Source organism: Kocuria sp. UBA5001, assembly GCF_002398425.1.
Taxonomy (GTDB): Bacteria; Actinomycetota; Actinomycetes; order Actinomycetales; family Micrococcaceae; genus Kocuria; species Kocuria salsicia.
Window position 1 is genome coordinate 234,511 of record NZ_DGYR01000013.1, and the last position, 12,826, is coordinate 247,336.

12 protein-coding genes are annotated in these 12,826 nt (G+C 70.8%); 2 read left to right on the forward strand and 10 right to left on the reverse strand.

Translation table 11 applies throughout. From position 1 onward, the window contains the following. Positions 1–102 precede the first annotated feature (102 nt). Positions 103–648, reverse strand: coding sequence for a DinB family protein (locus B3G12_RS08960; protein ID WP_290499948.1), 546 nt, complete (start codon positions 646–648; stop codon positions 103–105). Positions 649–860: 212 nt separating this feature from the next. Here B3G12_RS08960 and B3G12_RS08965 point away from each other — a divergent pair, with 212 nt between their 5' ends. Next, positions 861–1,925 carry an alcohol dehydrogenase gene (locus tag B3G12_RS08965; RefSeq protein WP_145012060.1) on the forward strand — a complete coding sequence of 355 codons (1,065 nt, stop codon included), beginning with the start codon at positions 861–863 and terminating at the stop codon, positions 1,923–1,925. Positions 1,926–2,010: 85 nt separating this feature from the next. Here the strand turns inward: B3G12_RS08965 and cls are convergent, their stop codons facing one another. The 5 genes from cls to purS form a co-directional block, all read right to left on the reverse strand. Then, positions 2,011–3,501 carry a cardiolipin synthase gene (gene cls / locus B3G12_RS08970; protein ID WP_290499950.1) on the reverse strand — a complete coding sequence of 497 codons (1,491 nt, stop codon included), beginning with the start codon at positions 3,499–3,501 and terminating at the stop codon, positions 2,011–2,013. After that, positions 3,498–3,875, reverse strand: a complete 378-nt coding sequence (locus tag B3G12_RS08975) for a hypothetical protein (protein WP_290499952.1) — start codon at positions 3,873–3,875, stop codon at positions 3,498–3,500. The genes cls and B3G12_RS08975 overlap by 4 nt, the downstream gene beginning before the upstream one ends. Positions 3,876–3,906: 31 nt before the next feature. Beyond that, positions 3,907–6,204 (reverse strand): phosphoribosylformylglycinamidine synthase subunit PurL, encoded by a 2,298-nt coding sequence (purL, locus tag B3G12_RS08980; protein WP_144941180.1) that lies wholly within the window; start codon positions 6,202–6,204, stop codon positions 3,907–3,909. Positions 6,205–6,300: 96 nt separating this feature from the next. Continuing rightward, positions 6,301–7,092, reverse strand: a complete 792-nt coding sequence (purQ, locus tag B3G12_RS08985; RefSeq protein WP_144941178.1) for a phosphoribosylformylglycinamidine synthase subunit PurQ — start codon at positions 7,090–7,092, stop codon at positions 6,301–6,303. 2 nt (positions 7,093–7,094) lie between these two features. After that, on the reverse strand, positions 7,095–7,352 hold the full coding sequence (gene purS / locus B3G12_RS08990) for a phosphoribosylformylglycinamidine synthase subunit PurS (protein ID WP_144941176.1): 258 nt from the start codon (positions 7,350–7,352) through the stop codon (positions 7,095–7,097). Between the two features lie 272 nt (positions 7,353–7,624). Here purS and B3G12_RS08995 point away from each other — a divergent pair, with 272 nt between their 5' ends. Continuing rightward, positions 7,625–8,317, forward strand: coding sequence for a DsbA family oxidoreductase (locus B3G12_RS08995; RefSeq protein WP_144941174.1), 693 nt, complete (start codon positions 7,625–7,627; stop codon positions 8,315–8,317). Between the two features lie 173 nt (positions 8,318–8,490). On the opposite strand, the gene fepB is transcribed toward B3G12_RS08995, so the two are convergent. The 4 genes from fepB to B3G12_RS09015 all read right to left on the reverse strand — a co-directional run bounded on the left by fepB (position 8,491) and on the right by B3G12_RS09015 (position 12,795). Beyond that, on the reverse strand, positions 8,491–9,531 hold the full coding sequence (gene fepB / locus B3G12_RS09000; RefSeq protein ID WP_145012051.1) for a Fe2+-enterobactin ABC transporter substrate-binding protein: 1,041 nt from the start codon (positions 9,529–9,531) through the stop codon (positions 8,491–8,493). Positions 9,532–9,749: 218 nt separating this feature from the next. Continuing rightward, the gene (locus B3G12_RS09005) at positions 9,750–10,526 is read right to left on the reverse strand and encodes an ABC transporter ATP-binding protein (protein ID WP_144941171.1); all 777 of its coding nucleotides are present in this window, start codon (positions 10,524–10,526) and stop codon (positions 9,750–9,752) included. Further along, positions 10,523–11,641 (reverse strand): FecCD family ABC transporter permease, encoded by a 1,119-nt coding sequence (locus B3G12_RS09010; RefSeq protein WP_222126516.1) that lies wholly within the window; start codon positions 11,639–11,641, stop codon positions 10,523–10,525. The genes B3G12_RS09005 and B3G12_RS09010 overlap by 4 nt, the downstream gene beginning before the upstream one ends. Continuing rightward, entirely contained in the window at positions 11,638–12,795 is a 1,158-nt protein-coding gene (locus B3G12_RS09015) for a FecCD family ABC transporter permease (protein ID WP_222126515.1), read from the reverse strand. The genes B3G12_RS09010 and B3G12_RS09015 overlap by 4 nt, the downstream gene beginning before the upstream one ends. Positions 12,796–12,826: the final 31 nt, after the last annotated feature.

A 12,826-nucleotide genomic window follows, 5' to 3' on the forward strand; every position in this document is an offset into this window, starting at 1 on the left:
GGCCCGCCCGGCTCGTGACTGACCCGTGCGACCGCCATCCCGACACCGAGTGGCGTGGCCCGGGCTCGTGGGTCGGCCCAGGCGCCGTCGGTCGCAAGGACCTCACTCCCCGACGGCGCCATCGATCGCCTCCCGCAGCAGGTCTGCGTGGCCGCAGTGGCGCGCGTACTCCTCGACCATGTGCGTGAGCACCCACCGGGCGTTCATGTCCCCGCGGAGGGGACGGGCCACGAGCGCGTCCATCGGGTGAGCGTGCTCCGCGGCGAAGTTCTCCCACCGCTGCCGGGACTGCTCCACAGCGGCGGCCCAGTGCGTTCGCAGGGCGTCCCCGCCCGCCTCGGAGGCGGAGTCCCAGTCCCAGTCCGGGTCCTTCTCCCACTCCACGGCGTCCCACGGGGAGCACTGCCGCTGCCCGCTGAGCACGTAGCAGAACCAGTGGTCCTCCACGTAGGTGAGGTGGCGGAGCATGCCGCCCAGGGTCATGGTGCTGGGCAGGGGACGTTCGTGCAGCTGCGCCGTGCTGAGCCCCTCGGTCTTCCACGCGACCGTAGCGCGCAGGTATTCCAGGAACCCCAGCAGGGTGGCGGTCTCGTCGCCCTGCTGGGGTGGTTCGGATCGGTGGGTCGTGTCCGTGGGTGTCTCGTCCATGGGGTCACGCTAGACCTTCCCGTAGCTCGGTCTGCCGGAAGGCCCACCACGGGCCGGCGGGTGCGACGTCGTCGTGCGGGCCCCGGTGGCCCGTCACCTGGCAGTGCGGCGAGCCCCGGCGCACCGGTTCGGCATCCGGGTGGTGCGGCCTAGAATTATGGTGAGGCTCACACTGCGAGTCGCACGAACGCAACTGCTACGAAGGAGTAGCCATGAAGGTTTTCGCCCATGCCGAGCCCGGTGCCCCGGCGGAGGAGATCGAGCTGGAGAAGCCCCAGCTCACGGGTTCCGAGGTGCTGATCCGCGTCACGAACTCGGGGGTGTGCCACTCGGACGTCCACGCTCAGGACGGGTACTTCGACCTGGGCAGCGCGGGGCGTCGCGAGCTGACCGCCTCGGGCGCGCAGTACCCGGTGGTGCTGGGCCACGAGATCGTGGGAGAGGTGGTGGAGGTGGGCCCGCAGGCCACGGTGCAGCCGGGGGACACCAAGTACATCGTCTACCCCTGGGTCGGGTGCGGTGAGTGCCAGGCCTGCCAGGAGGACCGCGAGAACTACTGCAGCGGCGCCAAGCGCAACCTCTCGGTGGCACTCAACGGCGGCTACGCGGAGGAGGTCCTGGTTCCAGGGGACCGCTACCTGGTGCCGCTCGGGGACATCGAGCCTTCCTTCGGTGCCACGCTGGCCTGCTCTGGGCTGACGTCCTACTCGGCCATCCAGAAGATCATCCCGGTCCCCGCGGACAAGCCGGTTGCGGTCATCGGCGCCGGTGGTGTGGGGCTCATGACCATTGCGCTGCTCAAGGCACTGGGCCACGAGAACATCGTGGCGGTGGACATGAGTGAGAAGGCACTGGAGAACGCCACCGCAATGGGTGCCACGGCAACCGTGGTAGCGGGTGGCGAGGCCCTCCACAAGGACATCGTGGCGGCCGGCGGGGAGAAGATCGCCGCGGCCATCGACCTGGTCAACAACGGGGACACCTCCAGCGCCGCCCTGTTCGCCCTGGCCAACGGCGGCACCCTGGTGAGCGTGGGGCTGTTCGGCGGCCAGTTCACGTTCCCCACCGCGCTCGTGGCGTTCAACCTGCTGAACATCCGCGGCAACTTCGTGGGCAGCCTGCCCGAGCTCAAGGAGCTTGTGAAGCTCGCCCAGGACACGGATCTGCCCAGGCCGCCCATCACGGAGCTCCCGCTCACCGCACAGGAGGTCAACTCCGCGCTGGACGGCCTGCGCAACCGCACGTTCAACGGCCGCACGGTGCTCGTGGCCTCCTGAGCCGTCGCGGCGCGGGCGCCGCACTACGAGGACAACGACGCCGCCGCCACCCGGCTACCCCGGGTGGCGTCGTCGTAGTACCACCTCAGAGCAGCCCGGAGGTGAGGCGGCAGACGTTCTCCACGAACTTGCGGCCCAGGGGCCGCTTCTCCCAGACGCCGAGGTCCAGGCGCGTGGAGTGCGCGGTGAACTGCTCCACGATCCGCTCCATCCGCTCGCGGAACCCGTGGTCCACGATCATCACGGAGACCTCGAGGTCCAGCGCGAACGAGCGCTCGTCCATGTTGGAGGAGCCGATCACCGAGACGATGTCGTCCACCAGCACGAACTTGGCGTGCAGCACGGTGGGGGAGCTGTAGCGGTGGATCTGCACCCCGGCGCGCGCGAGCTCCGAGTAGTAGGAGTTCTGGGCGTGCTGCGCGAGGAACTGGTCCGAGGTCTCACCCACGAACAGTTGGATCCGCACCCCCGCCTGGGCCTCCGTGGTGAGCGCGTGCAGCAGGGACTCGTCCGGTACGAAATACGGGCTGGAGATCACCACGCGGTGGTTGGCGTTGTAGATCAGGTGGTTGAACAGCCGCAGGTTGTTCTCGGTCTCGAATCCGGGCCCGGAGGGCACCACCTGCGCGAACATGGGCCCGGAGGCCTGCTCCAGGGCGGCGGGGGACTCGTCCAGCAGCAGGTCGTCGGTCTCCGAGTACCAGTCCGAGACGAACACCGCGTTGAGCTCTGTGACCACGGCGCCGGTACCCCGGATCATGAGGTCCTTCCACTGCCGTCCCTTCCGCACGTTCTTCGACTTGTTGTACGAGCGGTGGATGATGTTCTGCGAACCGGTGTAGGCCACCTGCCCGTCCACGACCAGGATCTTGCGGTGGTTGCGCAGGTCCGGGCGCTGCCACTCCCCGCGCCACGGGCGGATGGGGAGCATCCGCCGCCACGGCACCCCGGATCGGTCGAACTCGCGGACCAGCTCCGCGTACCCGGGGTAGCCCAGGGACCCCACGTGGTCGATGAGGATGCGCACCCGCACGCCGCGCTCGTGGGCACGGATCAGGGCGTTGAGCAGGTCCCTGGAGACCTCGTCCACGGCCACGATGTAGAACTCGAAGTGCACGTAGTCCGTGGCGGCGTCCACGTCCGCCGCCATCCGGGCCATGTTTCGGTGGTTGTCCGGGAGGATCTCGAAGTCATTGCCGCCCACCATGGGAAGCGCCCCGAGGTTCTGGTTGAGCGCCGCGGTGGTGCGCACCCACTCCGGGTACCGGTCGAACTCTGGGCCCAGGGCCACGCCCTCCGGGGTGTTCTCCTGGATCACGTGGTTCATCCGGGCCTGCTTGTCCATGCGGCGCCGCGACAGCCGGGAGGAGCCCAGCACCAGGAAGAGCACGAGGCCCGCGTAGGGCAGCAGGAACACGGCCAGCAGCCAGGCCAGCGCTACGGACGGGCGGCGCTGGTGGGGGATCCAGCCCAGCGCCACGAGTTTCGCCACGAGGTCCAGCACCGCGAGGGCGACCAGAATCCACTCGGGCACGGTGTCCGCGGGCAGCAGGTTGAAGGGGATCCAGGGGTTCATGCTTGCGGTTCCATCAGGGGTGGGGGAGGTGGTACGAGACCCCGGCGGCGCCGGTCGGCGACCAGCGAACCCTCCAGCTCCAGCTCCGCGTTCATCGCGGGGCCCGAGAAGCCGCCCGTGCCCACGATCCCGCCGGTGACGAGCTCGACCCCCGCGAAGCGCGAGTACGGGGACTCGGTGGCGAAGTGCGCGCCGGCCTCGCTGGCACCGCGCGCCCAGTCCCGGTCCGCCGCGGCGGGGAACCCGGGGGCGAAGCGGGGCAGCGTGCGCCCGTCCGCCCCGGCCTCGAGCTCCTCGCACGTGAACGGACGCAGCTCCAGCCGCTCGGTGCGCGGCGGCCGGGGCCCGTCCAGCTCGGGCAGTTCGTCCATCATGGCCACACCCAACGGGCTCCGCCCCCGTGCCTCAGCCGAAGTGGCGGGGCAGCGTGGCCTCGTGGGCCTCCCGCAGGGCGTCCAGCGCCACGGCGAACTCCCCCTGGAAGTCCAGCGTGCCGCTTACGGCGTCCACCACGCCGATTCGCGCGAAGGGGTAGTTACGCACGGTGCACATGTCGCTGAAGCGGACCTCCTCGGAGCGGGGCACGGCCACGACGGCGCGGCCCTGGGACTCGGAGAACAGCAGCGTGAACAGGTCCACACCGTCGCGCTCCGCGACCTCGCCCAGCCCGATCCGCGCGCCCACGCCGAAGCGCAGCGCCATCTCGGCGAGCGTGGCACCCAGCCCGCCCTCCGCGACGTCGTGCGCGGCGTCGATCATGCCGTCCCGGGACATGTTGATGAGCATGTCCCCGAGGGTGCGCTCACGGCCCAGGTCCACGCGCGGGGGCGTGCCGCCCAGGTGGCCGCGCACGCGCGCCCACTCGGAGCCGTCCAGCTCGTCCGCGGTCTCGCCGAGCAGGTAGATGGCCTGGCCGTCCTCCCGCCAGCCCGACGGCGTGCGGCGGGTGACGTCGTCCAGCACGCCCATCATGGCGACCACCGGCGTGGGGTTGATGGCGACGCCGCCGGTCTGGTTGTAGAGCGAGACGTTGCCGCCGGTCACGGGCACGCCCATCTCCTGGCAGCCGTCCGAGAGTCCGCGCACGGCCTCCGCGAACTGCCACATCACGTCGGGGTCCTCGGGGGAGCCGAAATTGAGGCAGTCGGAGACGGCCACGGGTCGGGCCCCGGCGGTGGCCACGTTGCGGTAGGCCTGCGCGAGCGCGAGCCGGGCGCCTTCGTACGGGTCCAGGCGCGTGTAGCGGCCGTTGGAGTCCGTGGACAGGGCCACTCCCAGGTTGGTGCTCTCGTCCACGCGGAGCACACCGGCGTCGTCCGGCATGGCCATGGCGGTGTTGCCCTGGACGTAGCGGTCGTACTGGCTGGTGACCCACGCCTTGGAGCACAGGTTCGGGGAGCCCATCAGCTCGAGAAGGGCCGGGCCCAGCTCGGCGCCCGAGGGCCGCGCCGCGTCCTCCGGGGAGCCCGTGAAGTGCGCCGCCTGCAGGGCGTCCTGGGACTCCGGTCGGGCGAAGGGCCGCTCGTAGACGGGGCCGTCGTGGGCCACTGTGCGCGGATCCACGTCCACGATCACCTCGCCCTGGTAGTTGATCACCAGCCGGCCGGTGTCCGTGACCTCGCCGATCCACGAGTGCTCGACGTCCCACTTGGCCATGACGGCCTCGAAGTCCGCCACCTTCTCCGGCGTGACCACGGCCATCATCCGCTCCTGGGACTCCGACATCAGGATCTCGCCCGGGGTCAGGGACGGGTCGCGCAGCAGCACCTCGGTCAGGTCCACCCGCATGCCGCCGTCACCGTTGGACGCCAGCTCGGACGTGGCGCACGAGATGCCCGCCGCGCCGAGGTCCTGGATGCCCTCCACCAGCGAGGACTTGAACAGCTCCAGGCAGCACTCGATGAGCACCTTCTCCGCGAAGGGGTCACCCACCTGCACGGCGGGGCGCTTGGAAGGCTTGGAGTCGTCGAAGGACTCGGACGCCAGCACGGACGCACCACCGATGCCGTCGCCGCCGGTGCGCGCACCGAAGAGCACCACCCTGTTGCCCGTACCGGAGGCGTTGGCCAGGCGGATGTCCTCGTGGCGCATCACGCCCACCGCCAGCGCGTTGACCAGCGGGTTGCCCTGGTAGCAGGGGTCGAACTCCACCTCGCCGCCGATGTTCGGCAGGCCCAGCGAGTTCCCGTAGCCGCCCACGCCGGCCACGATCCCGTGCACCACGCGCTGGGTGTCCGGGTGGTCGATCGCGCCGAAGCGCAGGGGGTCCATCACGGCCACCGGGCGCGCGCCCATGGAGATGATGTCCCGCACGATCCCGCCCACGCCCGTGGCCGCCCCCTGGTAGGGCTCCACATAGGACGGGTGGTTGTGGGACTCGATCTTGAAGGTCACGGCCCAGCCGTCCCCGATGTCCGTGACACCCGCGTTCTCCCCGATGCCCACCATCAGGTTCTTGCGCATCTCCTCCGTGACCTTCTCGCCGAACTGGCTCAGGTGCACCTTGGAGGACTTGTAGGAGCAGTGCTCGGACCACATGACCGAGTACATGGCCAGCTCCGCGGCGGTGGGACGGCGGCCCAGGATGTCCTTGACCCGCCCGAACTCGGCCTCCGAGAGCCCCAGCTCCGCCCAGGGCAGCTCGGTGTCCGGGGTCGAGGCGGCGTGCTCGACGGTGTCCAGGTTGAAGTGCGTTTCACTCATGACGTGTGCGGTGTCCCTTACGTGAAGGAGGTGGGGCGAGCGGGGAGAGATGGAGGGGGACGACGAGGACGCCGGGCTCGCGGCGTCCTTGTGCCGTCAGCGGGTCAGGCGTTCCAGGACCGAGACGAACACGTCCAGGCCGTCGGTGCCCTCGCGCATGCCCACGGTGCCCGCGCCGGAGAGGTCCGCGCCGAAGCCCGGTTCCACGGCGTGCTCCGGGTGCGGCATGAGACCCACCACATTGCCCCGGGCGTTCGTGATCCCGGCGATGTCGTTGCGCGAGCCGTTGGGGTTGCCGCCCACGTAGCGGAAGGCCACACGGTGCTCGGCTTCCAGCTCGTCCAGGGTGCGCTGGTCCGCCACGTACTGGCCGTCCTGGTTCTTCAGCGGCACCACGATCTCCTGGCCCGCCGTGAAGCGCCCGGTCCAGGAGGTCTCGGCGTTCTCCACGCGCAGGCGCTGGTCCCGGCAGATGAACTTCAGCTGCTCGTTCTTGATCATGGACCCGGGCAGCAGGTGGGCCTCGGTGAGCACCTGGAAGCCGTTGCAGATGCCCAGAACGGGCATCCCACCATCCCCGCTCGCGGCGTCCACGATCCGGCCCATGAGCGGGGCGAAGCGTGCGATCGCCCCGGCGCGCAGGTAGTCCCCGTAGGAGAACCCGCCCGGCAGGATCACGGCGTCCACGCCCTGCAGGTCCTCGTCCGCGTACCACAGCGGCACGGAGGTGCCGCCGGCGATGTCCACGGCGCGGGCGGCGTCGCGGTCGTCCAGGGTGCCCGGGAACGTCACCACGCCCACACGGACGTCCGCGAGCCGGGCGTCCGGGGCGGGCTGGTCCAGGTCCGCGACCAGCGGGGTCTGCTCGGCGGTGAGGTGCTGCGCCACGCTCAGTTCTCCTCGGCCAGCTCGGAGACGCTGACGACGTCCTCGATCACCGGGTTGGAGAGCAGCTTCTCGGCCGCCTCGCGCGCCTGGGCCAGGACCTCGTCCGTGACCTCGCCCGCCACGGTGAGCTCGAAGCGGCGGCCCTGCCGGACCCCGGTGAACCCGGTCAGGCCGATGCGGGGAAGTTCGTTCGCGATCGCCTTGCCCTGCGGGTCGAGGATCTCGGGCTTGGGCATGACGTCAACAATGATGCGGGGCATCGGCGCTCCTGTACGCGGTGCGAAGGGATGGGCGCGGAGAGTGCCGGTTCGGGTGCCGTCTCACGGGCCCGACGCCGTGGCGTCGAGACCCGCTCCGCGAGCTTGCCCCACCAGTCTAGCGGCCGGGGGCGGGCCCGGGCGTACGCTGGGGGCCGTCCCACGGCTCTGCCCCGCGGTGCCGTTCGGCGGCACCGTTGCGCGGTGGTCACCCGCGACCCTGTCCCGCAATCCAGTCCCGCACGCCCTCCCCGAGAAGCCCCAGGAGTCTTCCCATGCCCGACGCACCCGAACCCGTCCTCCTGGACCTGTGGGCGGACATCGTCTGCCCCTGGTGCTACGTGGGCCGCGTGGCCCTGGAGCGCGCGATCAGCGAGGAGGGCCTGGAGGGGCGCGTGCACCGCACCCTGCACTCCTTCGAGCTGGACCCGGACGCCCCCGTCGCAGGCCCGGACGGTGGCGCCGGGCTGCCCACCAACACCGAGTACCTGCGGGAGAAGGTGGGGTTGAGTCCCGAGCAGATCGCTGAGGGTGAGGACCGGCTGCGCGCCCTCGCGGACTCCCTGGGCGTGCCCTACGTGGACGTGCGCCCCAGCGGCAGCACCCGCTCCCTGCACCGGTTCCTGCAGGCGGTGCAGGCCACCGTGGGCCACGGTGCCGCTGCGGCCTTCTTTGCCACCCTGCAGGACGGCTACTTCTCCGGCACCCTCGACATCTTCGACCCCGTGGTGCTCGCCGAGCAGGCCCGCGCCGTGGGACTTCCCGCCGGCGACGCCGCGCTGCTGGCCGCCGAGCCCACCTCACCCGTGGGGGAGAAGGCGGAGAACGTGGTGTCCCACGACATCGCCACTGCCCGGCAGATCGGTGTGCGTGGCGTGCCGTACCTCGTGGTGGACCGCCAGTTCGCGGCCCCGGGTGCGCAGGACGTGGCCGCCTACCGGCAGCTGCTGCGACGCTTCGCGGACTGAGCCCGCACCACGTCCGGGAGGGTGCCTGCCGCTGCCCCGCCGCGCAGGTCTCTCCCCGCGGCTCGTCCGGCGGGCGGCCCACGGGCAACGGAAAACGCCCCGTGGCTCCGGAAGGTTCCGGAGGCACGGGGCGTTTCGTGGTTGCGGGGCGCGGGGAAGGCGTCCCTCGCGGGCTACTTCTTCAGCTGGGTCTCGAGCTTGTCGAGCACGTTGTTGGCGGAGTAGTAGTCCAGGCGGAAGGAGTCCTGGCCCAGGGCGTACACGGCCTTGTTCTTCACGGCCTCGGTGTTCGCCACCAGGCTGTCCTTCAGGTAGGCGTCCTTGCCATCGTCGTCGGAGGCGAAGAGGAACACGGTCTTGCCGGTTGCGGCCTTGGACAGGTTTTCGCCGGTGATCGGCTTGATGTCGCTGCGCTGGCCCATCTGGGAGTTCTTGTCCACGGCGTCCTCGGGGATGTCGGCCAGCTTGAAGCCGAGCTTCTCGAGCAGCTTTCCCTGCGCGGACTCGGAGGTCCAGATGTTGGCGCCGGAGTCGTCCTTGAAGGAGCCGGCGTTGTAGACCATGCCGGTCACGGGCTGCTCGGGCTCCTTGATGTTGTCCTTGACCTCGTTCACGCGTTCGCCGAAGGACTTCACGAGCTCGTCGGCCTTCTGCTGCTTGCCGGTCAGCTCACCCAGCTGCTGGGAGACCTCTTCCCAGTCCTTGTCGCTGTAGTCCATGACGTAGACGGGGACACCCGTCTCCTTGAGCTGGTCGTAGATGTCCATGGCGGAGTCCGCGCCGCTCTTGGAGACGACGATCAGGTCCGGGTTCTCGGCGAGGATCTTCTCGGCGCTCGGGTCACCGGTGTAGAGGGACTTGACGTTCTTCTCGGTGGCCTTGTCACCCCACTGGGTGAAGAATCCCTGGCTGTCGGAGATGGAGGTGTTGGCGGAGGTGCCGCCGGAGGCGATCACGGGGGCGTCGATGGCGAGCAGCGAGCCGGTGAGGGTCACGGAGGTGGAGACGATCTTCTCGGGCTTCGACTCCAGTTTCACCTCCTGGTCGTTGTCGTCCTTGACGGTCTTGGGCCAGGTCTCGTCGGAGGCCGACGCCGAGGCGCTGGAGTCCGAGGACGAGCTCTGCGAACCACCGCAGGCGGTGAGTGCGAAGACGGCGCACAGGCCGACGACGAGCGCCGCGAGCAGGCGACGCAGGCTGGATGTCTGGGACACGAGTTTCCTCCGTGAGATCGGGACGGGGTCCTGGGTTCGGCGGGCCAGATGGACAAGCCTGTTAGGAAGCTTAGGCTAACCTAAACTCTGTCTGGGGGTGACACGCGGACCGTGGCGCGACAGTTCCCCCGCGGCGCGCCCGCGGGCCCCCAGCCACCGGTTCTGCTCCGCTGCCGCGGCGTCGGCGAGGATGCCCGTCCCCGGCCTGAACGAGGGACTCAGCGGGGGACGACCAGCGGCCCGCCGGTGGCCGGGTCCGGGACCACCAGGGCGTCCAGACCGAAGACCTCGTGCAGCAGCTCGGGCGTGACCACGTCCTGCGGGGTGCCCTGCGCGGCGACGACGCCGTCCCCCAGCACCACCAGGTGGTCGGAGAAGCGGATGGCCAGGTTGAGGTCGTGCAGCACCATGACCACGGTCTTGCCCTGCTCGCTCTGCAGCCGGCGCACCAGGCTCAGCACCTCGATGCTGTAGGCGAGGTCCAGGTAGGTGGTGGGCTCGTCCAGCAGCAGCGTGGGGGTGTCCTGGGCGAGTGCCATGGCGATCCACACCCGCTGGCGCTGGCCCCCGGACAGAGCGGAGATGGGCCGGGTGCCCAGGTGGGACAGCCCCGTGGCCCGCAGTGCGCGGCGCACCTCCTTCTCGTCCTGCGCGGACCAGCGGCTCATCCAGGACTGGTAGGGGTGGCGGCCGCGGGCCACCAGCCCGGCCACGGTCAGTCCCTCCGGGGCCACGGGGGCCTGGGGGAGCATGGTCAGCAACCGGGCCCGGTCCGGGCGGCGGACGCCGTGCAGGTCCCGGCCCTCCAGCTCCACGGTGCCTTCGTAGGGCAGCAGCCCGCACAGGGACTTCAGCAGGGTGGACTTCCCGCAGCCGTTGGGGCCGATCAGGGTGGTCACCGCACCGGCGGGGACCTCCAGGTCCAGGTCGCAAAGCACGGGTTCCTGGCCGTACCCCGCGGTGAGGGAGCGGGCGGCGAGACGGGCGGGGCTCATGCGCTGGCCTTTCGGTTGGTCTTCACGACCAGGTAGATCAGGGCGGGTGCACCGCAGAAGGCGGTCACGATGCCGACCGGCAGCTCCCAGGGCAGGACGGTGCGGGCGAGGAGGTCCGCTCCGGAGACGAGCAGGGCGCCGCTGAGCGCGGAGCACAGCAGCGGCGGGGTGGGAGTTCCGGCGAGGCGCTGGGCGATCTGCGGGGCCACGAAGGCGACGAACGGCACCGGCCCGGCCGCCGACACGGCCACGGCCACGAGGACGACGCCGAAGAGCAGCTGCACGGCCTGCGCCACCCGGATGCCGTGGCCCAGCACCTGGGCGACGTCCGGGCCCAGGGCGAGGGCGTCCAGGCGGAAGGCGAGCCAGCCGGCGAACGCCACGGCCACGACCACGCACGCGAGCACGGGCCAGGCCTCACCCCAGCCCCTCCCGTTGAGCGAGCCGGTGAGCCACAGCTTGGCGGTGGCGGCCTGGTCCACGTTCGTGGTGGCCATGAGCCACGTGGAGATCGCGCCCAGGAACATGGAGGTGCCCACGCCGATCAGTACCAGGCGGATCATGGAGTCGCGGTCCTTCCCCGCCACGAACCACACGGCCAGGGCGGTCAGCGTCGCCCCGATCACTGCGACCACCGGGACTCCCAGGACGTTGTCGCCGAAGCCCGCGACCGCCCCCACGATCCCGGTGCCTCCGGACGCGGTGATCACGAAGACCGCGGCGGTGGACGCCCCGCTGGTGATGCCGAGGACGTCCGGGCTCGCCAGGGGGTTGCGCGCCACCGACTGGGTCAGGGCACCGGCGAAGGCGAGGGCCGCGCCCACGAGCAGACCCAGGACGGCCCGCCCCATGCGCCATTTGAAAACCACGGTCTCCTCGATGTGGCTGCCGCCCCCGGCGAGAGTCCGCAGCACCTGCGGCACGCTCAGCCGGTAGTCCCCCATGCCAATGCCGAGGGTGAACGCCAGAGCGCACAGCAGCACGAGCACGAGGCCCACGAGGAACCGGCGGAGGCTGAACGGGACGGACCAGGGTCCCACGCGCAGGGCGGAGATGCCGAGGTCCGGTGCTGTGGTGTGCGCCCGGGCGCGGGGCCCGGCCAGGAGGCGGCTCACAGCGAGGTCACCTTCCCCCGGCGGATCAGGACCACGAAGAACGGCACGCCCACCAGGGCCATGACGATGCCCATCTGCAGCTCTCCGGGACGCCCGATGACACGCCCGAGGACGTCCGCGCCGAGGGCCAGGGCCGCGCCGAGCAACGCGGAGTAGGGCACCAGCAGGCGGTAGTCGGGGCCGAGCAGGCCGCGCACCATGTGCGGAGCAGCGAGACCGATGAAGGCCACGGGCCCGGCGGCAGCGGTGGCCGCCCCACCCAGCAGCGCCACGGCCAGCAGGCCGAGCACGCGCTGGCGGGTCACGTTCAACCCCAGCGACTCCGCCACGGCCTCGCCCAGTGCCAGCAGGTTCAGACCGGGCCCCTGGGCCATGGCCAGCACGGCGCCCACCAGCACGAACGGCACGGTGACCGCGGCGACCTCCAGGGTCACGCCGGAGACGGAACCGGTGGCCCACTGGCGCATGCGGTCCAGGGTGTTCTGGTCGGAGAGCACCAGCGCGTTGACCACGGCCATCAGGATCGCGGACAGTGCCGCTCCGGCCAGGATGATGCTCAGGGGGTTGGCCGCGCTGGAGCCCGTGGAGGACAGCGCGAAGACCGCGGCCGTGACCAGCGCGCAGCCGATGAGCGCGGGCCACACATAACCCAGGGGGGAGGACACCCACCCCCACACGATGCTCAGAACCACGGCGGCGGCCGCACCGGCGTTGATTCCCAGGATGCCAGGATCGGTGAGGGGGTTGCGCGTGTGGCCCTGGATCACGGTACCGGCCATGCCCAGCGCCGCGCCCACGAGCAGTGCCCCGAGGGTGCGCGGCAGGCGCAGCAGACCCATCACGGTCACGAGGTCGTCGGCCTGGGCATCCGGGTTAAGCCGCTGCGGCGCGAACGCATAGGTGAAGGCCTGGGGGATGCGCTGCCATCCCTCGGCCAGGGTGTTCAGCCGCCCGCCCACGAGCAGGCTCAGCAGGAAGAGTCCCGCGATCGCCGCGATCAGGAGGACGGGCAACCAGAAGACGACGCCGCGGCGTCGGGCGGGTGCCACGGGGTCGGTGGCCTCGAGGTCGGCCGCGCCCGCTCCGGCTGCGTCCGGATCGGCCGGTGCGGAGGCGGCAGGGGCATCGGCCGGGACCGAGGGGCGCGAAGTCACCCAGCAAGGATAGGCATACCTTAGTGAAGCG